Genomic DNA, 21,767 nt, shown 5'->3' on the forward strand with positions numbered 1-21,767 from the left:
TCGGGACTTCTATCTGGCATCAGCTAAGGCTTCGGTCATTCGGAAAGGGCGACGGTGGGAAGCTTATGAACGCGCGTTATGATTTCGGCCGCAACTGGTCCGAGCTTGCCGCGCGCTTCGAGGACGAGCATCTGGATCGGGCTTGCGAGGATCTTCGCCGCCTGGTGGGCGATCTGGAGGGGAAGACATTTCTCGACATGGGCTGCGGATCGGGCCTGCATTCAGCGGCCGCTCTTCGGCTGGGGGCAGCGAAGGTTCACGCCGTTGACTATGATCCGGGTTGTGTCGAAACGACCAAGGCCGTGCTTTCTCGCTTCGCGCCGGAAGCCGAATGGAGCGTGGAGCGTGCCGATATCCTCGACAGGGCGTCGCTTCCGACCGGGACGTTCGATGTCGTCTACTCGTGGGGCGTCCTGCATCACACGGGCGACATGTGGGCGGCGATCAGCAACGCAGCCGGCCTCGTTGGTCACGGCGGAAGATTTGGCATTGCGATCTACCTGAAAACGCCACTTTGCGGACTGTGGACGGTCGAAAAAAGGCTCTACTCCTCTCATCGCTGGCTGCGGCCTCCGGTCAAAGCGCTGTTTGTCTCGGCCTACATGTCGGCGAGAACGCTGCGCCATCGGGACACGATCTCGTTTGTAAAGAACTATCGCGCGCGCCGAGGCATGGAATTCCTGGCGGATGTCGACGACTGGCTAGGCGGCTATCCCTATCAATCCACCTCGGCCGAAGAGTTGGAGACGTCAGTCGAAAAACTTGGGTTTCGCACGAAGCGGCGCTTCAATGCAGTGCCTGGAATTGGCCTCTTCGGCACCGGCTGTGGTGAATGGTGTTTCGAGCGAATGGATTTATAGCCGCTGGTTTCCTCCTCTGATTTCGCGGCAGAGAGAGAAAGAACCGAGCCTGGTCATTGGAGAGTAACGCCGGATGTGCGGTATCGTCGGCATTGTGGGTGGAGCGGCCGCGACAAGCAGCGGCCCCTTCAGCGTGCGCCGCATGGCGGACATGATCCGGCATCGCGGACCGGACGACGACGGCATCTGGACTGACGCCGAGGCCGGGGTCGCGCTCAGTCAGCGCCGACTGGCAATCATCGACCTGTCATCGGCCGGCGCGCAGCCGATGATTTCGCACAGCGGTCGCTATGTCATCGTCTTCAATGGAGAAATCTACAATCACGGCGAGATGCGGACGCATCTCGATCGGGACTTCGGCGCTCATGCATGGCGCGGTCATTCCGACACCGAGACCTTTCTGGCTGCAATCGAGGAGCTTGGAACCAACAAAGCGCTTGGACTGGCTGTCGGCATGTTTGCTTTCGGCTTGTGGGACCGCAAGGAGAGAACGCTCGTTCTCGGACGTGATCGCCTGGGGGAAAAGCCGTTATATTATGGCCGGATCGGCAAGGCCTTCGCGTTTGCCTCGGAACTCAAGGCCTTTCAACCGCTGCCGGATTGGCGCCCGGACATTGACCGGAATGCGCTGGCTTTGCTGATGCGCCACAATTACATCCCCGCGCCTTACAGCATTTACCAAGGCATTCGCAAATTAAGACCCGGCCATCTCCTCGTCCTTTCCGACCCGATGCGTGAGCCACATGTCGAGAGCTATTGGAGCGCCAGGGAAGCCGCTGAACAAGGCCAGCGCGACCCTTTTCAAGGGAGCCCCGAAGAGGCGGTCGACGAACTCGAACGTCATCTTCGCCGCGCCCTCGAAGGGCAGATGATCGCTGACGTGCCGCTCGGCGCCTTCCTCTCGGGCGGCATCGATTCTTCCGCCATCGTGGCGGTCATGCAGTCGATCAGTTCGCGACCGGTACGGACCTTCACGATCGGATTTGACGAAGTCGGCTACAACGAGGCGGGCCATGCCAAGGAAGTCGCGCGCCACCTTGGCACCGACCATACGGAACTTTATCTCAGCGAGCGGGACGCGCTAGAGGTTGTGCCCAATCTGCCCGGCATTTATTGTGAGCCCTTCTCCGACTCCTCGCAAATCCCGACATTCCTCGTCTCCAAACTGGCGCGTGGCAGCGTTACCGTGGCGTTGTCGGGCGATGGCGGCGACGAGCTGTTCTCCGGCTACACGCGCTACGCACTCGCCGATGCGTTATGGAACAAGCTTTCCCGCGTCCCGATGGGGCTGCGCCGCGCGTCGGCCAGCCTGGCGACACTGCCCTCGCCCGGTCTCTACAACAATGTCGCGGGTGGGATCATGCCGCTTCTGCCGCAGCGCCTGCGCCGCGAGCGCGTCGGCGACAAGATCCACAAGGCGGCGTCGGTTCTTTCATTGCGAACAATGGACGATGTCTACCGCCGCCTCTGCTCGCATTGGGAAGCGACCGAAATCATCCCGGATGCGGACGAGCCGCCCACCATGCTGACGGGATTGGAGGCGCTTCCAGCGCTGCCGGGCAACGTCGAGCGGATGATGTACATCGATATGATGAGCTATTTGCCGGACGACATCCTGGTAAAGGTTGATCGCGCGGCAATGGCAGTCAGCCTCGAGACCCGCGTGCCGCTGCTTGACCACCGGCTGATAGGCTTTGCACTTTCGCTGCCGCTTTCCATCCTGCGAGCCGGCGACCAGACAAAGTGGCCGCTCAGGCAACTGCTTTATCGACATGTTCCGAAAGCGCTCGTCGAACGTCCGAAAATGGGCTTCGGCGTGCCCATCGACACCTGGCTGCGCGGCGCGCTTCGCGAATGGGCGGAGGCGCTGCTCGACGAGCGCCGATTGCGGGAAGACGGGTTCTTTCGAGCCGATGCAATCCGGCGCGCGTGGTCCGAGCACCTCTCCGGACACCGTAACAATCAGTATCTGCTTTGGGACGTCCTGATGTTCCAATCCTGGCAGGAAGGAACCCAGGGAGCTTCATCGGCGGTCGCGGCCTGAACAGGCATCAGGCCAGGTTTTTTCACTCGCGCAGCCGGATCGGGAGCGAGACGGTCCCGCACTATCAGATACCTGAGCAAGCAGCTATACGGGTTCGAGGACAGGGGCGAAGCACGGGTGAGCAAGGATCGTTCGAACGATTCGCACGCGACCCGGAACATTGCGAAGCAAGGCATTGAACTCGTTTACATCGCTGCGGCGCCACCTGACGGCAGAACAGGTCAACCGTGGCTTCTCGATCATCTGCTTCTTTTCGCCGCCAGTGCTCGGGTCGGTGGTGAGCTTCGTATTTCATGGTGGAGCGCTCTGGTCGGTGGTGTTGCTGGTCGCCAGGCGACGCCGCTTGAACATCGACCGGCCGATGCTCGCCATGACCCTTGCGATCTATGCCTATTGCGCGGCGATGGTCCTGGCATCGATCGTCAACGGCACCCTGCGGGCTGATGTCACGCACTTCCTGCCGCTGATCACCTTGTTGGTGTTCCCGATCTCCTATTCGACCTGGAGCATCACCGACAAGGCGACGCTTGCACGCATTGCTGTGCGGGCCAGCGCGGCAGCATGTGCCGGAGCGCTGGTGCTGACCATTGTCCAATATTACTGGATCGGGATGCTGAGAGCCGAAGGAGGGGCTGGAAATCCGATCGTGTTCGCGACGGTCACCTGCCTCGCCGTGATGATGTGCCTTGCGGGCGCTGTGTCGGGAATAGAGAAAGCCTGGAAGACACTCACCGTCGCCGTACTCGCCGGCGCCGTAGCGACCGTCTATTCCGGCTCGCGCATGATCTGGGTAGCCTTGCTGATCGCCATTGTCGCCGTCCTTGTGATCAATCGCCAGAGATTCACGCGATCGAATATGAGGCGGTTGCTGGTGATTGCGGGCGCCTGCTGCCTGCTCACCGCGGCAATCACCTCTCCAATCATCGTAGGTCGCACTCATTTCCTGTTCGATGACTGGAACGCCCTCGCCACCAAGGATGATCATTCCACTCCGCTCGGGCTACGCGTTGGGCTCTGGGACATTGGGATGGATGCATTTCGCGAAGCGCCATTTTTCGGCCACGGCATGTCCGCCAGCCGGGCGATTTCACAGCAGGGTTTCAAAAAGCAATTTGGGGTGAGCCAGGGCTTCAACCATTTTCACAACGGCTTTCTGACAGCCTTGGTGCAGGCCGGACTTGTTGGGGCGTTATCATTGGCGGCGATCTTCATCGTCGCGATCTGGAACGCAACGAGGGTTCTTCGCTTCAGTGCCGATCCGTTAGAGAGGTTCGGGGCGACCATGATAGTGGTCGCCGTCATCGTATACCTTGTTGGTGGCCTAACAGGCATCCTTGTCGGCCACGACATTCTCGATTCAACGCTAATGATCTTCCTGATTTCGGGCACATACCTGGCTTGCGGACGAACCGTTTCGCCGATCCGTGAAAGTCAGACGACATAACGGCTGCCGCGACGGCAGGCCCGTGATGTTCTCGCGGGCCGCGTGTCGAATTTATGCGGCCACGACGACGTGGTGAAGCCAGTCGCCCGCGATTGTCCCGCGCAGCCCTAAATCACGTACGCTGTCCATGTGGTTGCGCGCCGTGAGCACGCCCATCGATACACTCAGGTCCTGCCCTATCAGACGATCAGCAAACAATCTGGCTTGCAGGTGAAACGGCTGTGTTTCCCGCTCGCCGACCAACATCCTGACTTTTGTCCGCGAAGAGTGGGATTTGCTTATCGGCGAAAATGCCGCAACTTCCGCGTCGCTCAAGCCTATCAAAGGCTCGAGGAAGGAATGCTGAAGAGGCTTCAAATCATACAGACCGCCGAGCAGAAGTGCCGCCGAGGGGGGATGTGTCGAATCCTCGTTGAACAAAAAGGTCGCCAGATGCGCGCCGGCGGAATGGCCACTGACGCTTAGCCGACCGGGATCGCCGCCATGGCTGGCGATATTATCCTGCACCCATTGCCTCGCGCGCCGGACCTGGTCGACGATTGCCGCCATCCTGACGGCAGGCATCAGCGCATAGTCGATCACGACCGCGATTGCCCCTGCGCTCGTGACCGTTTCGGCAACGTAGGAATAATCGCTTTTGGTGAACATGCGCCAATAGCCGCCATGGATGAAGATGTGCACCGGGAGGTCCTTGCGCGGTCCCTCCGGAAAGAACAGGTCGAGACGCTCGGCCTCGTGCGAACCATAGGCGACATCCGCCAGCATAGGCAGCGAAGCCCGCGTCGCAGCGCTGCGGGCGACGATATCGGCCACGATGTCATCGAAATCGGCAACGTGGTCGCGGGTGCGAAAAGGATCCTTCGACATGGCGTCCGCTCAAAAGGTTACAGCGATGTATTTGGCCTCCATGAACTCGGAGATACCGTGGTGCTGGCCCCCTTCCCGTCCTAGGCCGCTCTGCTTGACTCCGCCAAAGGGCGCGGCGGGATCCGACATCAAGCCGCGGTTGAGGCCGATCATGCCGGCCTCGATGTCCGAAGCAACCCGCATGCCGCGCGCCACATCGCGGGTGTAGAGGTAAGCGGCAAGGCCGTATTCGGTGTCGTTGGCGTGGAGGATGGCCTGTGCCTCGCTCTCGAAGCGGGTGATGGGCGCCACCGGTCCGAAGATTTCTTCATGCGCCATGTCAGCGTCCGGCGAGACTTCGGACAAGACGGTCGGAGGATAGAAAAAACCATCTCCCTCAAGCACCGAGCCGCCGCACAGCACCTTGGCACCCCGATTGACCGCGTCCTTGACCAACCGGTCGATCTTGTCGACCGCTTTCTTGGTGATCATGGGTCCACATTCGGTGTCCGCCTTGGTGCCGGCGCCGATCTTGAGCGCGGCCATGCGCCGGGACAGGCCGTCGGCGAACGCATCGTGGATGCCCGACTGGACGTAGATGCGATTGGCGGCCGTACAGGCTTCGCCGGCATTGCGCATTTTGGCGATCATGGCGCCATCGAGGGCCGCACCGAGATCAGCATCGTCGAAGACAATGAAGGGTGCATTGCCGCCGAGTTCCATGGAACAGGAAATCACATGTTTGGCGGCCTCGGCGAGCAAGGCCCGGCCGACCCCGGTCGAACCGGTGAAGGAGAGCTTCCTGACGCGCGGATCGGCCAGCATGGCCGACGTCAGGGGGCCTGGGGTCGACGTCGTCAGCACGTTCACGACACCGTCCGGAACGCCGGCTTCGCTGTAGAGCGCGGCCAGCGCATAGGCCGTCAGCGGCGTCTCGCTGGCCGGCTTCAAAATGACCGTGCAGCCCGCCGCGAGGGCCGGTGCGATCTTGCGTGTCGCCATCGCGGCAGGGAAATTCCAAGGTGTGATGAGGACGCAGATGCCGATCGGCTGGTAGTCGACCACGATCCGGTTGGTCCCGGACGGAGCGGTGCCAAACTCACCGGTGATGCGAACAGCTTCTTCGGCGTTCCAGCGGAAGAATTCGGCCGCGTAAGCCACCTCGCCGCGCGCGTCGCGCAGGGCCTTGCCGTTCTCCAGCGAAATCAGCATGGCAAGCGTCTCCGACCGCTCGACCATCAGTTCGAAACAGCGCCTGAGAATCTCGGAGCGTTTGCGTGGCGCGGTCTCACGCCACCCCTTGGCGGCTTTGGCCGCTGCCTCGACCGCAGCGGTGGCGTCCTCCAGGGTCGCATCGGGAACCGCCGCGATCACGGCGCCGGAGGATGGATCGGTGACCTCGATGAGCCTGCCGTCGGCAGACGGCAGCCATTGTCCGCCAATATAGAGCCGGTGCGGGAAACCCCGCACATCGTAGGGATCCTGATCGAGCTGGAAGGCATTGTAAGGAAGGTTCATCGTCTTGTTCCTGACGTTCACATGGCGCAGGCGGTGAGATCGCCGTCATAGGCCGCCTGGACAAGGCGGCGCATGGCGGCGAGGTCGAATGGGCGCGGGTTGTTCTTGATCAGACGATCGATGCCAAGCGCCTGCTCGGCGGTCCAGTCGAGCCTGTCGGCCGGAAGCCCCAGACCGGCCAGCGTCGGAGTGATACCGATCGCGGCGAACAAGCGTCTGATCTCCTCGATGGTCGCTTCCGCCATTTCGTCGGCGCCACGACCGTTCGCCTCAAGGCCGAGAGCAATCCCTATCTCGGCGATTTCCGCCGCGGCCACACGGCTGTTGTAGCTCATGACATAAGGCATCATCGTCGCCACCCCCAGCCCATGCGGCGTGTGCGTGAGCGCGCCGGCCGGGTATTGCACCGCGTGCGCCGCCGCCGTGCCAGCAGTGCCGAAGGCGCAACCCGCAGCCAGCGCTCCCATCATCACGTCGGCGCGCGCCTCGGCGTCATCGCCGTCGGCGCACGCCTTCTCCAGACTGCGGCCGAGCAGTTTGACGGCCAGCAGCGCGAAATGATCGGTCAACGGCGTCTTGCCGATGAAAACGTGGCGCTGCGGCAGGCTGAAGTCACCGTCCCGACGCATGGCCGTGAAGGCCTCGATCGCATGGGTGAGCGCGTCGGCACCGGCGATCGCGGTCAGGCCCCGCGGACAGGTCATTGTCAGTTCGGGGTCGCAGATGGCAACCGCGGCAATGAGATGGGGGCTCGATATGCCTACTTTGAGCGTCCGGTCCGGATCGGATATCACCGCGACGGGTGTCACCTCCGATCCTGTGCCGGCCGTGGTCGGTATGGCGATGAGCGGCAGCGTTGGTCCCGGGACTTTGAACTCGCCATAGTAGCCCTGCAACTCGCCACCGTGGCTGATCAGCAAGGCGGCGCATTTGGCGAAATCGAGACAGCTGCCGCCGCCGATGCCGATCACCATGTCGGGCCGGAAGCCCCTCGCTTCCTCGACGCAGACCGCCACCGAGTCGCGCGGCACGTCAGGGAGGACACTGTCGTGAACCAGCACGTCGATCGATGCTGCCTGCAAGGATTCCATGATTTCGGCAAACACCGCCGTGCCGGCGAAACGCTCGTCGGTGCAGACAAGGGCGCGTCGGCCATGGCGACCGGCCACGGCCGGCAGCGCATGACGTTGCCCCTTTCCGAATAGAATTTCGCGTGGGAGCCGGAGGGCTGTGAGAAGGCTCATGACAGGCTGCATCCTTGAGGGTGTCGGAGAAACTCGCATTGCAAAATCCGCACCGAAGGGTCCTGAACTGAACGGCGCCGATAAAATCGTATAGGATATAGTATTGCATCGGTCAAACCCTCGTGTTAGCAGTCTCCCCTGTCGAGAGGCGAAAGATGCAACCTGTCAGTTTGAGCAATAATGGTGAGGCGCCCACGGGAGCGGGTCGCATCCAGCGCGCGAGCAGCCTGGCCGAGGACGTTTACGAGGCCATCTTCGGGCAGCTGATGTCGCTGAAGATCGCGCCCGGTTCACGCATCACCGTCGACAATCTGGTCAAGGAATTCGACGTTTCCCATACGCCGATCCGCGAGGCGCTCGGGCGCCTGGAAGGCGAAGGCCTGGTTCTGAAAACGCATCTGATCGGATACCGCGCCGCACCGCAGATCACCCGGCGCCGTTTCGACGAATTGTACGAAATGCGTCTCCTGCTCGAACCGCACGGCGCGGCGAAGGCCGCCGCCGCGATGGACGAGGCCAAACTCGGCACACTGCTTGAGGCGGCAGGCGTGATGTCGCGCCGCGAAGGCAAGGACGAGCGCCTGCGTTATTCAAACTTCGCCCGGCAAGACGCGATTTTCCATGACAAGATCATGGAATATGCCGAAAACGAGCTCATTCGCGAGACGCTGGGTCATCAACACACCCACTTCCACATATTCCGCCTGATGTACCACTCCCGCGTCACCGAGGAGGCGCTGGACGAGCATGAGGCGATCCTCGCCGCGTTCGGCTCAGCCGATCCCGATGCCGCCGCGAAAGCAATGCGCGCCCACATCGAGCACTCGCGCGATCGCCTGCTGCCGGCCTTCGATTGAGGCCTGAACGAATGTCCATTACCGCCAATATTGCCGCAGAGCGAGGACGCGCGCTGCCTGGCGGCAACGCGCCCGCGGCCGCGGAGCCGGTGCTACGCGCTCAGGGTCTCTCGAAACAATATGGGCCGGTCACCGTGCTCTCCGACGTGACGCTCGACATCCTGCCGGGCGAGATCCATGCCATTATCGGCGAGAACGGCGCCGGAAAATCCACACTGATGCGGCTGCTATCCGGCTATGCCGAGCCAACCCGTGGCACCTTGTCCATGGCCGGTCGACCGGTGACGTTCGCCAAGCCCGACCAGGCCCAGGAAGCCGGCATCGCCCTCGTCCACCAAGAGATCCTGCTCGCCGAAGCACTTACGGTGACGGACAACCTGTTTCTCGGCCGCGAGCTTTCGCGCCGCCATGTCATGGACGACCGCGCCATGCGGGGGCTGGCAGCCGAAAAGCTGGCGCAGATCGGCTGCCCGGTCTCGCCGACCGCGCTGGTGCGCGACATCTCTCTGGCTGACCGCCAACTGGTCCAAATTGCCCGTGCCCTGCTCGACGATTACAAGGTCGTGATCTTCGACGAGCCGACCGCCGTGCTGACCGGCGCGGAAGTGGATCGGCTCCTCGAAATCGTCCTGCAATTGAGAGCCCACGGCACAGCCGTCCTCTACATCAGCCATCGGCTGGACGAAGTGCGGCAGCTTGCCGACAAGGTAACCGTGCTGCGCGACGGCAGGATGGTCGGTACCTATCCGGGCACCGCCCTGACGCAGATGGACATGGCGCGGCTGATGGTCGGCCGCGAGCTTGCAGCCCTCTATCCGCAGAAGAGCACACCGTCCAGCGAGCCTATGCTGAGCGTAAAAAACGCCACCGTCCCGGGCTACGCCGAGGATGTCTCTTTCACCCTTCACAAGGGCGAAATTCTTGGCTTTGCCGGCATGATCGGCGCGGGCCGCACGGAACTGTTCGAAGGGCTGGTAGGCCTGCGGCCGGCCCATGCGGAGATCGAACTCCGGGGACGACCCGTCCGGATCCACTCGCAACGCGAAGCGATCGACGCAGGCATCGGCTATCTGACCGAGGATCGAAAAAGCAAAGGCCTGCTCCTCGATGAGCGCCTGGCGCCCAACCTGACGCTTTCGGCGTTGGAGCGGTTTCATCCCACACTGGTTCTCGGCAGAAGCCGCGAAGCGGCCGCACTGGCGGAGGCCGTCCGGAGCTACGACATCCGGCTCAAGACCCTTGGTGTCAAGGCGGGGCAACTTTCCGGCGGCAACCAGCAGAAACTGCTGCTCGCCAAGGTGCTGCTTACCAATCCCTCGGTGGTCATCATCGATGAGCCGACCCGTGGCATCGATATCGCCAACAAGGCTCAAATCTACGCCTTCATTCACGCCATCGTTGGCAGCGGCAAAGCCTGCATCGTCATCTCGTCGGAAATGCAGGAGCTGATCGGCATCTGCAATCGCATCCTCGTCATGCGTGAGGGCCGTCTGACCGGCGAACTCCAGGGCGCCGAGATGACCGAAAGCAATGTGGCGCTGCTGGCGACAAGCGGCCCGAAACCGAGGCCAATGGCCAAGGGAGGAACAGAATGGCTGTCATAACCGGATCCCCATCCACGCATCGCGCCGGCGATTTGAACATCACCTGGACTGACGTGGGTCCCTTCCTGGCATTGGCCGCCCTGCTGGTGGCCGGCTTCCTCATCAATCCGGACTTCCTCTCCGCAACCAATCTCGCCAACGTCATCACCCGCAGCGCCTTCATCGCCATCATCGCGGTCGGTGCGACGTTCGTAATCTCGTCGGGAGGGCTCGATCTCTCCGTCGGCTCGATGGCCGCCTTCGTCACCGGCATCACCATCATGTTCATGAACGCCGTGGCGCCACACGCCGGCCTGTGGGCGATACCGGCTGGAATGCTCGTGGCGATCCTGGTCGGCCTGCTGTGTGGCCTCGCCAACGGGCTGATCGTCACCATAGGCCGGATCGAACCGTTCATTGCGACGCTCGGCACAATGGGCATTTTCCGCGCGTTGATCACCTATCTGACCGATGGCGGCACGATACCGATCGACCGGTCGCTGCGCGAAGCCTATCGGCCGGTCTATTTCGGCACCGTCGGCGGTATACCGATTCCGATCCTGATATCGGTCGCCGTCGCCGCGATTGCATCGTTCGTCCTCTACAAGATGAAGTATGGGCGCAAATGCGCCGCGGTGGGCGCAAACGAGGACGTCGCGCGCTATTCCGGAATCTCCATCATCAAGACGCGCACCATCGCTTACATCGTCCAGGGCGTCTGCGTAGCCATCGCCGCGATCTGTTACGTGCCGCGTCTGGGCGCCGCAACGCCGACCACCGGACAGCTCTGGGAACTGCAGGTGATCACCGCCGTGGTGATCGGCGGCACGGCGCTGCGCGGCGGCAAGGGTCATGTCTGGGGGACCGTCGCCGGCGCTGTCATTCTGGAGCTGATCGCCAACCTCATGGTGCTGTCGGATTTCGTCTCCGAGTATCTGGTCGCAGCGGTCCAGGGCGTCATCATCATCATCGCGATGCTCATTCAGAGGTTTTCGAATTCGAAATAGCCCCGTGTCCGGACCACACGGGTGCGTAGTTGTGGGTCCAATCTGGGAGAAGAAAATGTTCAGTAGAAAATGGATGGCTGCGGCCGCGCTCGGCTCGCTGCTCCTCACGGGCCATGCCATGGCCGAGGACAAGAAAGTCATCGCCGTTTCGATACCGGCCGCCGACCATGGCTGGACCGCCGGCGTCGTCTATCACGCGCAGACGGCGGCCAAGGAAATCAACGCGGCCTTCCCCGGTGTCGAGGTCATCGTGAAGACATCGCCCTCTGCGGCCGAGCAGGTGTCGGCGATCGAGGATCTCTCGGCCTCCCGCAAGATCGATGCGCTGGTGATTCTGCCCTACTCGTCGGAAGAATTGACCGAGCCGGTCAAGGCCATCAAGGAGAAGGGCACCTTCATCACGGTCGTCGACCGAGGCCTGACCGACCCGACCGTCCAGAGCCTTTATGTGGCCGGCGACAACATCGCCGTCGGCCGCAACACGGCGAAATACATGATCGACAAGCTTGGCGGCAAGGGTGACCTGGTGGTCCTGCGCGGCATTCCGACCGTGATCGACGACGAGCGCATCAAAGGCTTCCAGGACGCCATCGCCGGCACCGGCCTCAAGGTTCTCGACATCCAGTACGCCCACTGGAACAGCGACGAAGCCTTCAAGCTGATGCAGGACTATCTCGCCAAATATCCCCATATCGACGCGGTGTGGGCGAACGACGACGACATGCTGCTGGGCGTGCTCGAGGCGGTCAAGCAGTCGAGCCGTACGGACATCAAGCTGGCGCTGGGCGGTAACGGCATGAAGGATATCGTCAAGAAGGTCATCGACGGCGACACCGTGACCCCCGTCGAGACGCCCTACCCGCCGTCCATGATCAAGACGGCCATCTACATGACCATGGCCAACCTGGTTGGCCAGGCCCCGGTTCGCGGCGCCGTCAAGCTGGACGCGCCGCTGATCACCAAGGACAACGCCAAGGAATATTATTTCCCCGACTCCCCGTTCTGAGACGAACGCAGTCAATGCGGGGCGCAGCCATGCTCGCCCACTCCTTTAACGCGACAGAGGACATGATCATGTCAGGCAAGAAAATATTGATGCTCACCGGCGAGTTCACCGAGGAGTACGAGATCTTCGTATACCAGCAGGCGATGGAAGCCGTCGGCCACACCGTCCACGTGGTCTGCCCGGACAAGAAGGCCGGAGACCTCATCAAGACCTCCCTGCACGACTTCGAAGGCGACCAGACCTACACAGAAAAGCTCGGCCATTTTCAGGTGATCAACAAGACGTTCGCCGAGGCGGAAAAGCAGCTCGATCAATACCACGCCGTATATTGCGCTGGCGGCCGCGGCCCGGAATACATCCGCACCGACAAACGGGTGCAAGCCATGGTGCGCCACTTCCACGATACCCAGAAGCCGATCTTCACGATCTGCCATGGGGTTCAGATCCTGATTGCCGTGGACGGCGTCGTGCGCGGCAAGAAGGTTGGCGCGCTCGCCGCCTGCGAACCGGAAGTGACGTTGGCCGGCGGCACTTACATCGACCTCTCGCCGACGGAGGCCTATGTCGACGGAACCATGGTGTCGGCCAAGGGTTGGACAGCCTTGGCCGCCTTCATTCGCGAGTGTCTGAAGGTTCTCGGGACCGAGATCCGCCATCCCTAGACTCGATCGGCGCATTTCAACAATGCGCCGATTTGCGTTGCGGCAAGATGTGCATCCACGCTTCTTTGAAGCAAGCCCTCGGTCGATGAGATCGAGGGCCGCCCTACCAATCAATCGAAGAAGCCGGCATCCTCCGCCAGCAAATACTTCCTGGCCCCTTCGGCATCGATATCGAGGCCGAGCCCCGGTGCCTCCAGCAGATCGACCATGCTGTCCTTCACGATCTGCTTGGGCAGGCCGATGACGATGTCGTTCCACCAGGGGTCCGAGGCGCTGGGATATTCGAACGCCACGTAGTTGGCGGGCAAGGTGGCGCAGACATTGATCAGCGCGCCGAGGCCCAGCAGGCCGTTCGCGGTGCCGTGCGGCGCCATCAGGATCGAGTGCATATAGGCGTGCTCGGCGACCCATTTGAGCTCGGCAATGCCGCCGATGTCGGCAGGATCCGGGCCGATGACGCGCACGGCCTGGGTCTCGATCAGTTCCTTGAAATTGTGCCTGAGGTAAATCTGCTCGCCGGTATGAATCGGCGTCGAGGTCGAGGTGGTCAGTTCCCGATAGGCTTGCGGATTGACCCACGGCACGTAATCGCCGGTCAGCATATCCTCGAGCCACATCAAATTGTACTTCTCGACCGCGCGGGCGAACTTGATCGCGTCGGGCAGCATCCAGCCCGGGCCGCAGTCGAGTGCCAGGCTGACCTTGTCCCCTAGCACTTCCTTCATCGCGATCACGCAGTCGATCATGTGGTTGAAACCGCGCTCGCTGATCATGCCCTGATCCATGGCGCCGTGATAGCCGGCCTTCTTTTGCGTCACGCCGTAATGGAAGTCCTCGACGGTGTCCTTCATGTTGGAATGGAACGAGATTCCCTGCTTGACCATGAAGAAGTTCTGCGGCTGCTCCATCATCCATTTGACGTCGGCGGCGTAGTCCTCCGGCCGGTCGCCCGTGCGTTTCTGGCGGATCGAGCCGTTATAGACGCGCACCTTGTCGCGCACCTTGCCGCCGAGCAGTTTGTATGCCGGCACGCCGGCAGCCTTGCCGGCAATGTCCCAAAGCGCATGCTCGATAGCACTGACCGCCGCGCCATACGGCTTGAACGAGCCGCGCTGGCGGATCTTCAACATGACCCGCTCGACGTCGGTCGGATCCTCGCCGATCAGCGCCTCGCGGAAATGCAGCACGAAGGGTTTTAGATAGGTCTTCGTGTATTCGACCTCGCCCAGACCGTAGAGGCCCTCGTCAGTGACAATGCGAACGATCGGGTGCCTGCCGATAACGGCACAGCGAAGGTCGGTGATCTTCATGGCGCAGTCCTATTTTACAGACGAGAAAGCTGTCGGCGTGAGCAGCTGGCTGCTGATATTGGCAACGATCTGCCCGTCGCGCTCAGACTCGTCCCTGGCCCTGTGCCATACCGGATCGGTGACGAAGGCTGTCCATTTCGCCTCACGCTCGGCCAGCGATTCCCAGGCGAGGAAATAGGTGAGGCGATTGCTGTTTTCGCCGATCACCGTGGTGAAAAACCCGGCTTGGCGGATGCCATGCCTCTCCCAGATGGCCAGCGTTTGGTCGGAAAAGCGCTTGAGCAAAGCCGGCAGCCTGCCCGGCAGGCAGTCATAGATACGCAGTTCGTAGATCATGGTTTCGTCCGTTTCTTTCTTCGCCTCTCCCTTGGGAGAGGTCGACACGAATGGTCGGTCGTTCGCCCTGTGAGCCTGGGGGGAATGACGGCAAAGGGTCCGGGCTAACTCCAGGTCCGGTCCCAGCTATATTCATTGTCCCAATGCTCGGTGGATTGCCATATCCCCGTGACACCGGGCTGCAGACGCTGGCTGATCACGTCGTCGACCACATCGTCTATGCCCAGCCCCGGCTTGTCGGGCACGGTGATGAAGCCGTCCTTGACGAGCGGCTTGGGAAGGCCGGTGACGATATCGTCCCACCAGTCGACATCGGCGGAGTGGTATTCGAGCGCCAGGAAGTTCTCGGTCGCGGTGGCGACATGCGCGGCGGCCATCGCGGCAATCGGACTTTCGGCCATATGGATCGCCATGGCGACACCGTGATCCTGCGCCATATCGCCGATCTTCTTGGTCTCGAGAATGCCCCCGCTGGTGAGCAGATCCGGGTGGATGACCGATAGGCCGCCGCTCTTGAGCAGCGGCTCGAAGCCTTCCTTGAGGTAGATGTCCTCGCCGGTGCAGATCGGCACCGTGGTAGCCTGCTGCAATTGCCGGTACTGCTCGGTGTATTGCCAGGGGATCACGTCCTCCAGCCAGGCCGGAACGTATTTCTCGATACGGCGCGACAGGCGTATGCCATCCTGCAGCGAAATGTGGCCGACATGGTCGATGGCGAGCGGGATCTCGTATCCGATCACCGCGCGAACCTCGTGGATGTACTGCTCGAGCAGATCGATCCCCTTTTCGGTGAAATGCAGGCCCGTGAACGGGTGCTGCACGTTCTGCGCGTCATAAGCGAGATTGCGGGCCTTGCGCTCCTCGAGCGTGCCGCCACGGCCGCGCGGATTGGCATGAAACCCTTCGAGCGCGCCGGCAGGCGCGGCCACGGCGCCCGGGACATGGGCGATCTGCATCAAGCCCAGGTCCATCTTGAGGAAGGTGAAACCCCGGTCCATGCGCTGCTTGAGGCGCTTTCCGGTTTCGGTGCCGCTCGGTTTCTCGGCGTCGGTATCGCAATAGACACGCACCTTGTCGCGGAATCGTCCCCCAAGCATCTGGTAGATGGGGACGCCATAGGCCTTGCCGGCGAGATCCCAGAGGGCGATTTCGACCGCCGAGACGCCGCCACCCTGCCGGCCATGCCCACCGAACTGCTGGATCCGGCGAAACAAGCGGTCGATGTCGCAGGGGTTCTCGCCAAGCAACCGGCTCTTCAGCATCAGCGCGTAGGTGGCGCTTGCGCCATCGCGCACCTCGCCAAGCCCGACGATGCCCTGGTTGGTGTAGATCTTGAGCAGCGCCGAGGTGAACGGCGCGCCGACGATTTCGGCCACCCGCATGTCGGTGATGCGAAGCTCGGACGGCTTCGAGTTGGTGTTGACCCGGTTGAGGGCCTCGTCGGCTCCATCCGTCTTTGGCATGACTTATCCTCGTTGTGGTCGGCGGGGCCTGTCGCCCCGCATGCTGCCGATGACGTTGCTAGCCCAGTTGGATCTCATGGGCTTGCAGGTAATCGCGGTTCATCTCGATGCCGAGACCCGGCCTCAACGAAAGCTTGAGGCTGCCGTTCGAAACGTCGAGCGGCCTGTCGATAAGATGATCGTACTTGCCCAAATTCCACTCCGACGTTTCGAGCTTGTAGAAATTGGGAACGGTCATCATCACCTGCGCTCCCGCAACCACGTTGATCGGTCCCGCGGCGTCATGGGGTGAGACCGGGATGTAGTAGGCTTCGCACAGAGCGGAAATCTTTTTGAGTTCGGTTATGCCGCCGGTCCAGGTGACGTCGGGCATGATGTAGTCGGCGAGCTTGTTCTCGAGTACCGGGATGAAATCCCACTTCGTGTGGCCGCGCTCGCCCCACGAGATAGCGGCGCTGACCTTGTCGCGCACCTGCTTGAGGGCGTTAAGGCTCTCGGGCGGGCAAGGTTCCTCGAACCAGTCGATCTGGCCGGCTTCCTCGAGGCTGCGACAGAGGCGAATGGCGGTGGGGACGTCGAAGCGGCCATGCGCATCGATAAGGATGTCGACATCAGGGCCTGCCGTTTCGCGGATCAGAGCCGTGAGTTCGGCCGCCTCGCGCTCGTCCTTGCGGGTCATGCCGCCATCGAGGTAGCCGTCCCGCTGTTCACGCGACACGCCGTCGGCACCGCGACCCTGGTGGGGGAAAGGATCGAACTTGAGAGCTGTGTGCCCGGACTCGACAATGTCCAGGATCTCGCGGACCACAGCATCCTTGCTGGTGAATTTGGCCTGGTTGGGATGGGTATAGAGCGCGATTTCATCGCGGACCGGCCCGCCCAACAGTTCGTAGATCGGCTTGCCGAGGACTTTGCCCCTGAGATCCCAGAGAGCTATATCGATCGCGCTCACGCATTCGACCGCGGCGCCACGGCTGCCCATATAGGTGAAGCTGCGGAATATCTTGTGCCAGAGGTATTCGATGCGCGCCGGGTCCTCTCCTGTCACCGCGGCTCCGATCTGTCGAAGGATCGTGCAGAGCGCGCGGTTGGCTAGCTTGGTGGTGGTGGTGATCTCTCCCCAGCCACTCACCCCCTCGTCCGTCGTCACCTCGACGAACAGGAATTCCCCCCAATAAGAAGCACCAGACTTGATCAGCCACGGCCGAACGCTCGTGATTTTCATTTCAATACCTTTGTCAGCAATGGTCAGCCACGATGTTCCAGACTTGACCCCTGGTCCTATCCGGCCCGGGCGGCGTTGCGCGCACGCATCTGTTCGAGAACATGCCGGCCGGAACCCTCGACATGACGGGAAATGAGTTCGGCTGCCTTGTCTGCCTCTCCCGCCTTGATGAGCGCGATGAGTTCGCGGTGCTCGCGAATGATCGCCGCACGCCGCGCCAGCGTGAAATTGAAGCGCCGGCTCACCGCCCGCAGCACTTCGCGATGCTTCCACCAGAGCTCGGCGGCATGGCGGTTATAGTGCCGCTGGTACATTACGGTGTGAAAGGCGGTGTCCAGTTCACTGTGCCTGAAGGTGTCGGCGAAATTGTTCTCTTCAATCAGCGCCTGGATACGTTCGAGCTCGGCGATGTCCTCGCCTGTAGCCATATTTACGAACCATCGCGTCAGGGCCGGCTCGATCAGCACACCGATCTCGTAGATATCGCGGACGAAGTCCTGATCGATGGGCCTTACACGCGCCCCGCGGTTGGGTGAGAAGATGACGAATCCCTCGCCCCGCAACAGTTGCAGGGCCTCGCGCACGGGATTGGTCGAGGTGCCGTGGCGACGGGCGAGATCGGTGACAACAAGCCGTTCGTTGGCGGCGAGCCGTCCCTCGATGATGTCTTCCCTTATCAGCTCGTAAAGGGAAGCGCCCTCGCTGGAGGCCCCGATAGCGTCGATCCCCGGAGGTGGTTTTGCTTTAAAATCGTTTGTTTCGGCCAAGGCCGGCTCCCCAAATTAATACACAGTCAGTCCGATATCATGCACGGTTTCCATAAACAATGTACGATCTGACGCGTTGACAGGCAATCCGTGATCTGAAAACGTACTAAGTGATCGAGAGGATACACCGTACTGAAAAGCCATCCTCGCGATCGCAGGGCGGAGAACCAGGGAGGATACCTATGACGAGGATCATGCTCGGCAGTGCGGTCCTGCGCGGCACTGTCGTCGGTGTTTTGGCGGCATCGCTTATGTCCACATCGGCGCTGGGTGCGCCGCCGGTCGACCTGAGCAAATGGTCGCCTGAATATGTGCGCTCGATCGCCGGAACACAGGATTTCGACACGGCCGGCGATTGCGCCAAGGTCACCCCGCTCGATTACAAGGGGCGACTGACTTTCTGGTATCAGGGCGTGTTCGAGGGCGATCCCGACCTCCTGCGCCAGTACTACAAGGATTTCTTCGAGACTTTCCGCAAGACCTATCCGAACATCCAGCTCGAGGAACAGGCCCTCACCTATAACGACCTTCTCGACAAATTCCGCACGGCACTGCTGGGCAATGCCGCGCCGATGGCGGTCCGTCTGCAGATCCTGGGTGGTACCGAATTCGCCTCGAAGGGCTATCTGCAGCCGCTCAAGCCAGAGGATGTTGGCTATTCGACCGAGGATTTCTGGCCGGGCGCCATGAAGGCGGTGACCTGGGATGGGGTGACCTACGGCGTTCCAACGAACAACGAGACGATGGCGTTCATCTGGAACGCCGACATCTTCAAGCGTGCGGGCCTCGATCCGGACAAGGCTCCGGCAACCTGGGACGACGTCGTCAAATATTCCAAGCAGATCCACGACAAGCTCGGCATTGCCGGCTACGGCCTCGTGGCTCGCAAGAATGCCGGCAATACGCCCTATCGCTTCATGCCGCAGCTGTGGGCCTATGGCGGCGGCGTCTTCGACGAGGCCACCGCGAACCCGACCTACAAGCAGGTGGAGCTCGACAGCCCGCAGAGCAAGGCGGCGCTGCAAGCCTCATATGACATGTACGTCCGCGACAAGTCGGTTCCGGTCTCTGCACTTACCAACCAGCAGGCCGACAACCAGCCTCTGTTCGTCGCCGGCCAATTGGGCATGATGGTCTCCCACCCATCCGACTACAACGTCATGCTCGACCTCCAGGCAAAGGCGACCGGGACCGACAAGGATAAGGCGCAGACCGTCATCGACAACATGCGCTACGGCCTGATCCCGACCGGCCCCGACGGCAAGCGCGCCGTCGTGTTCGGCGGCTCGAACATTCACATCCTGAAGCCCGAATATGTAGAGGGCGGCAAGGTGGACGAGCCGGCCGCGAAGGCGATGATCTGTATGTGGGCTAGCCCTGAATGGTCGCTGAAAATGGCCTATGCCGGCTCCAACCCGGGCAATCTCAACGGCTTCAAGACCAAATGGATGAAGGAACGCCTGGACCATATCAAGTTCCTCGATGTCACGACCTCGATGCTGCCGTATGGCATCCCGTTCCCGGCGCTGCCGGAGTCCCCCGAGATCATGAACATCATCGTCCCGGACATGCTGCAGAATGCCCTGACCGGAGCTATGACCGTCGATCAGGCAGCGGACGACGCGGCCAAGAAGGTCAAAGACCTGATGGGCGGACTCTAGTCCGGACCTGACCTCCGATCTGGCCGGCTGCGCCGAGAGCGCAGCCGGTTCGTTCCGAAGAACAAGGGCACGCCACAGTGACGATCGTGACCGGCAAGGCCGAGGCTCGCCGAAAATTGCAACCCGGCAGGTCCGGCGTATTGCGGAACATCTGGGCTCATCGCGCCGACTACGCATACGTGCTTCCGGCAATCGCCGTGATGCTCGTCGTCATCGCCTATCCGATCTACTACACGATCGAGCTGTCGTTCTATAAGACGCCGCCCGGCCTGCAACTCCGCGACAAGACCTTCATCGGCTTCGACAACTACACCACCATCCTGACCAGTGAGGTGTTCTGGAAAGTCACCTGGAACACCCTGGTCTGGACATTCGGATCGACTTTCATCTCCTTTGTCCTGGGTTTTGCGACGGCGCTGGCGCTGCATCGAGATTTTATCGGTCGCGGCGTCCTGCGTGCCATCCTGATCATTCCCTGGGTGATCAGCGCCGTCGCCGCCTCCTATATCTGGAAGTGGATCTACCATTCGGATTTCGGCATCATAGGCGCGGTACTGGTCGGCCTCGGATTGACCGACCGGCCGCCCAATTTCATCGACAACGTCAGCACGGTGCTGCCCTCCCTGATCGTCGTCAATATCTGGCGCGAGTTCCCGTTTGCCATGATCATGATGATGGCCGGCCTGCAGACAGTTCCCGACCAGTTGTTGCGCGCCGCCAAGGTCGACGGGGCCAATGCATGGCAGCGCTTCTGGCACGTCACCTTTCCGCACTTGCGCAACGTCTCGGTGGTGACGATCCTGCTGCTTGCGGTGGCCAACTTCAATTCCTTCATCATCCCCTGGATCATGACCGCAGGCGGGCCGTCGAACGCATCGCATATCTGGATAACCCATATTTACGAGCTCGCCTTCGGCCGGCAGCGCTGGGGTGTGGCATCGGCCTATTCGGTGCTCCTGTTCCTCATCCTGATGACCCTCGGCTATTTCTACGTCCGTGCGCTGAGCGGCAACGAGCGAAAAGAGGGTGGCGCATGAGCACGATCGCCGAGACAGCCTCTCGAGGCCAGACCCGTCGCCGTATGCGCTTGGACGGATGGCGGTGGGCCGGGCGCATCTTTCTTCTGTTCATGCTGCTCTACACCGCGCTGCCGATGATCTGGATGCTGATCACCTCGATCAAGTCCGGCTTCGCGGCGACGCAATTCCCGCCGCAATGGTGGCCGGACGAGCCTACGCTTGCCAGCTACCAGAAGCTGCTCGATCCGCAGAACAGCGTCGGCCAGGACTTCCTGCGCTTCTTCTGGAACAGCCTGTTCGTGTCGACCGTCACGACAATCCTCTCGGTGATCGTGGCTGTCCCCGCGGCCTACGCGTTTTCGCGCTTCACCTTCCCGGGCCGCAACTTCCTGTTCTTCGCAGTGCTGCTGCGCAACATGTTCCCGGCGGTGATCTTTCTCGTGCCGCTCTTCATCCTGATGCGCGCGATCGGGCTGGTGAACACGCATGGCTCGCTGGTTCTCACCTACCTCACCTTCGGCCTGCCACTGGCAATCTGGCTACTCAAGGGTTTCTACGACAACATTCCGGTGCAGCTCGAGCAGGCGGCGCGCATCGATGGCGCAACACGGTTCCAGGCCTTCATCATGATCGTGATGCCGCTTTCGACGCCGGGGATCATCGCCACCGCGATCTACTCCTTCATCGGCGCCTGGAACGAGTACATCTACGCCTACACCTTCCTCTCCAAGAACGAGCAGCTGACGCTGCCGGTCGGCATCCAGCGCTTCTTCTCGGAAAACACGACGGACTTTCCGGGCCTGATGGCGGCGAGCTTCATGATGAGCGTGCCCGTCGTGGTGCTGTTCCTCGTCCTGCAACGATACTTCGTACGCGCCCTGACAGAAGGCGCGGTCAAGCATTAGGGAGTTGCCG

19 protein-coding genes are annotated in these 21,767 nt (G+C 61.6%); 11 read left to right on the forward strand and 8 right to left on the reverse strand.

The features are described from left to right. Positions 1-65: 65 nt before the first annotated feature. The 3 genes from EN850_RS17955 to EN850_RS17965 all read left to right on the forward strand — a co-directional run bounded on the left by EN850_RS17955 (position 66) and on the right by EN850_RS17965 (position 4,348). Positions 66-860: a class I SAM-dependent methyltransferase gene (locus EN850_RS17955; protein WP_127275382.1), complete on the forward strand. Its 795-nt coding sequence runs from the start codon at positions 66-68 to the stop codon at positions 858-860. A gap of 73 nt (positions 861-933) precedes the next feature. After that, positions 934-2,904, forward strand: coding sequence for an asparagine synthase (glutamine-hydrolyzing) (gene asnB, locus EN850_RS17960; protein ID WP_136091923.1), 1,971 nt, complete (start codon positions 934-936; stop codon positions 2,902-2,904). A 175-nt stretch (positions 2,905-3,079) separates the two neighbouring features. Further along, positions 3,080-4,348 (forward strand): O-antigen ligase, encoded by a 1,269-nt coding sequence (locus EN850_RS17965; protein ID WP_136091924.1) that lies wholly within the window; start codon positions 3,080-3,082, stop codon positions 4,346-4,348. Between the two features lie 51 nt (positions 4,349-4,399). Here the strand turns inward: EN850_RS17965 and EN850_RS17970 are convergent, their stop codons facing one another. From EN850_RS17970 to EN850_RS17980, 3 genes are all read right to left on the reverse strand, one after another. Then, positions 4,400-5,161 carry an alpha/beta hydrolase gene (locus EN850_RS17970; RefSeq protein WP_348642434.1) on the reverse strand — a complete coding sequence of 254 codons (762 nt, stop codon included), beginning with the start codon at positions 5,159-5,161 and terminating at the stop codon, positions 4,400-4,402. 63 nt (positions 5,162-5,224) lie between these two features. Continuing rightward, the gene (locus tag EN850_RS17975; RefSeq protein ID WP_136091926.1) at positions 5,225-6,712 is read right to left on the reverse strand and encodes an NAD-dependent succinate-semialdehyde dehydrogenase; all 1,488 of its coding nucleotides are present in this window, start codon (positions 6,710-6,712) and stop codon (positions 5,225-5,227) included. Between the two features lie 17 nt (positions 6,713-6,729). Continuing rightward, positions 6,730-7,956, reverse strand: coding sequence for an iron-containing alcohol dehydrogenase (locus tag EN850_RS17980; RefSeq protein ID WP_136091927.1), 1,227 nt, complete (start codon positions 7,954-7,956; stop codon positions 6,730-6,732). A 155-nt stretch (positions 7,957-8,111) separates the two neighbouring features. On the opposite strand from EN850_RS17980, the gene EN850_RS17985 reads away from it, so the two are divergent. The 5 genes from EN850_RS17985 to EN850_RS18005 all read left to right on the forward strand — a co-directional run bounded on the left by EN850_RS17985 (position 8,112) and on the right by EN850_RS18005 (position 13,071). Beyond that, positions 8,112-8,813, forward strand: coding sequence for a GntR family transcriptional regulator (locus EN850_RS17985; protein WP_136091928.1), 702 nt, complete (start codon positions 8,112-8,114; stop codon positions 8,811-8,813). An 11-nt stretch (positions 8,814-8,824) separates the two neighbouring features. Beyond that, positions 8,825-10,417 (forward strand): sugar ABC transporter ATP-binding protein, encoded by a 1,593-nt coding sequence (locus tag EN850_RS17990; RefSeq protein ID WP_135864941.1) that lies wholly within the window; start codon positions 8,825-8,827, stop codon positions 10,415-10,417. Further along, on the forward strand, positions 10,405-11,403 hold the full coding sequence (locus EN850_RS17995) for an ABC transporter permease (protein WP_135864939.1): 999 nt from the start codon (positions 10,405-10,407) through the stop codon (positions 11,401-11,403). The genes EN850_RS17990 and EN850_RS17995 overlap by 13 nt, the downstream gene beginning before the upstream one ends. A 55-nt stretch (positions 11,404-11,458) precedes the next feature. Continuing rightward, positions 11,459-12,409, forward strand: a complete 951-nt coding sequence (locus EN850_RS18000; protein WP_136091929.1) for a substrate-binding domain-containing protein — start codon at positions 11,459-11,461, stop codon at positions 12,407-12,409. 68 nt (positions 12,410-12,477) lie between these two features. After that, positions 12,478-13,071 (forward strand): DJ-1/PfpI family protein, encoded by a 594-nt coding sequence (locus EN850_RS18005; protein ID WP_127275508.1) that lies wholly within the window; start codon positions 12,478-12,480, stop codon positions 13,069-13,071. Positions 13,072-13,181: 110 nt separating this feature from the next. Here the strand turns inward: EN850_RS18005 and EN850_RS18010 are convergent, their stop codons facing one another. From EN850_RS18010 to EN850_RS18030, 5 genes are all read right to left on the reverse strand, one after another. Continuing rightward, the gene (locus EN850_RS18010) at positions 13,182-14,381 is read right to left on the reverse strand and encodes a mandelate racemase/muconate lactonizing enzyme family protein (RefSeq protein ID WP_136091930.1); all 1,200 of its coding nucleotides are present in this window, start codon (positions 14,379-14,381) and stop codon (positions 13,182-13,184) included. Positions 14,382-14,390: 9 nt separating this feature from the next. Then, on the reverse strand, positions 14,391-14,717 hold the full coding sequence (locus EN850_RS18015; protein ID WP_136091931.1) for an NIPSNAP family protein: 327 nt from the start codon (positions 14,715-14,717) through the stop codon (positions 14,391-14,393). Between the two features lie 104 nt (positions 14,718-14,821). Next, positions 14,822-16,180 carry a mandelate racemase/muconate lactonizing enzyme family protein gene (locus EN850_RS18020; RefSeq protein ID WP_136091932.1) on the reverse strand — a complete coding sequence of 453 codons (1,359 nt, stop codon included), beginning with the start codon at positions 16,178-16,180 and terminating at the stop codon, positions 14,822-14,824. A 58-nt stretch (positions 16,181-16,238) separates the two neighbouring features. Beyond that, positions 16,239-17,405 carry a mandelate racemase/muconate lactonizing enzyme family protein gene (locus EN850_RS18025; protein ID WP_127870437.1) on the reverse strand — a complete coding sequence of 389 codons (1,167 nt, stop codon included), beginning with the start codon at positions 17,403-17,405 and terminating at the stop codon, positions 16,239-16,241. Between the two features lie 56 nt (positions 17,406-17,461). Beyond that, complete coding sequence (locus tag EN850_RS18030) at positions 17,462-18,172, reverse strand: GntR family transcriptional regulator (protein WP_127275487.1); 711 nt, start codon at positions 18,170-18,172, stop codon at positions 17,462-17,464. A gap of 182 nt (positions 18,173-18,354) precedes the next feature. Here EN850_RS18030 and EN850_RS18035 point away from each other — a divergent pair, with 182 nt between their 5' ends. The 3 genes from EN850_RS18035 to EN850_RS18045 all read left to right on the forward strand — a co-directional run bounded on the left by EN850_RS18035 (position 18,355) and on the right by EN850_RS18045 (position 21,757). Further along, entirely contained in the window at positions 18,355-19,833 is a 1,479-nt protein-coding gene (locus tag EN850_RS18035) for a sugar ABC transporter substrate-binding protein (RefSeq protein WP_127275488.1), read from the forward strand. Positions 19,834-19,910: 77 nt separating this feature from the next. Beyond that, complete coding sequence (locus EN850_RS18040; protein WP_127275489.1) at positions 19,911-20,870, forward strand: sugar ABC transporter permease; 960 nt, start codon at positions 19,911-19,913, stop codon at positions 20,868-20,870. Next, positions 20,867-21,757 carry a carbohydrate ABC transporter permease gene (locus EN850_RS18045; RefSeq protein ID WP_127275490.1) on the forward strand — a complete coding sequence of 297 codons (891 nt, stop codon included), beginning with the start codon at positions 20,867-20,869 and terminating at the stop codon, positions 21,755-21,757. Before EN850_RS18040 ends, EN850_RS18045 begins: the two co-directional genes overlap by 4 nt. The last annotated feature ends 10 nt before the right edge of the window (positions 21,758-21,767 follow it).

It is taken from the genome of Mesorhizobium sp. M8A.F.Ca.ET.207.01.1.1, assembly GCF_004794715.1.
Taxonomy (GTDB): domain Bacteria; phylum Pseudomonadota; class Alphaproteobacteria; order Rhizobiales; family Rhizobiaceae; genus Mesorhizobium.

What these genes read in the sequence shown, in the direction of transcription:
- EN850_RS17955 (WP_127275382.1), top strand. Translation starts at nt 66, where the DNA reads ATGAACGCGCGTTATGATTTCGGCCGCAACTGGTCCGAGCTTGCCGCG.
- asnB (WP_136091923.1), top strand. Translation starts at nt 934, where the DNA reads ATGTGCGGTATCGTCGGCATTGTGGGTGGAGCGGCCGCGACAAGCAGC.
- EN850_RS17975 (WP_136091926.1), bottom strand. Translation starts at nt 6,712, where the DNA reads ATGAACCTTCCTTACAATGCCTTCCAGCTCGATCAGGATCCCTACGAT.
- EN850_RS17980 (WP_136091927.1), bottom strand. Translation starts at nt 7,956, where the DNA reads ATGAGCCTTCTCACAGCCCTCCGGCTCCCACGCGAAATTCTATTCGGA.
- EN850_RS17985 (WP_136091928.1), top strand. Translation starts at nt 8,112, where the DNA reads ATGCAACCTGTCAGTTTGAGCAATAATGGTGAGGCGCCCACGGGAGCG.
- EN850_RS17990 (WP_135864941.1), top strand. Translation starts at nt 8,825, where the DNA reads ATGTCCATTACCGCCAATATTGCCGCAGAGCGAGGACGCGCGCTGCCT.
- EN850_RS17995 (WP_135864939.1), top strand. Translation starts at nt 10,405, where the DNA reads ATGGCTGTCATAACCGGATCCCCATCCACGCATCGCGCCGGCGATTTG.
- EN850_RS18000 (WP_136091929.1), top strand. Translation starts at nt 11,459, where the DNA reads ATGTTCAGTAGAAAATGGATGGCTGCGGCCGCGCTCGGCTCGCTGCTC.
- EN850_RS18005 (WP_127275508.1), top strand. Translation starts at nt 12,478, where the DNA reads ATGTCAGGCAAGAAAATATTGATGCTCACCGGCGAGTTCACCGAGGAG.
- EN850_RS18010 (WP_136091930.1), bottom strand. Translation starts at nt 14,381, where the DNA reads ATGAAGATCACCGACCTTCGCTGTGCCGTTATCGGCAGGCACCCGATC.
- EN850_RS18015 (WP_136091931.1), bottom strand. Translation starts at nt 14,717, where the DNA reads ATGATCTACGAACTGCGTATCTATGACTGCCTGCCGGGCAGGCTGCCG.
- EN850_RS18020 (WP_136091932.1), bottom strand. Translation starts at nt 16,180, where the DNA reads ATGCCAAAGACGGATGGAGCCGACGAGGCCCTCAACCGGGTCAACACC.
- EN850_RS18025 (WP_127870437.1), bottom strand. Translation starts at nt 17,405, where the DNA reads ATGAAAATCACGAGCGTTCGGCCGTGGCTGATCAAGTCTGGTGCTTCT.
- EN850_RS18035 (WP_127275488.1), top strand. Translation starts at nt 18,355, where the DNA reads ATGACGAGGATCATGCTCGGCAGTGCGGTCCTGCGCGGCACTGTCGTC.
- EN850_RS18045 (WP_127275490.1), top strand. Translation starts at nt 20,867, where the DNA reads ATGAGCACGATCGCCGAGACAGCCTCTCGAGGCCAGACCCGTCGCCGT.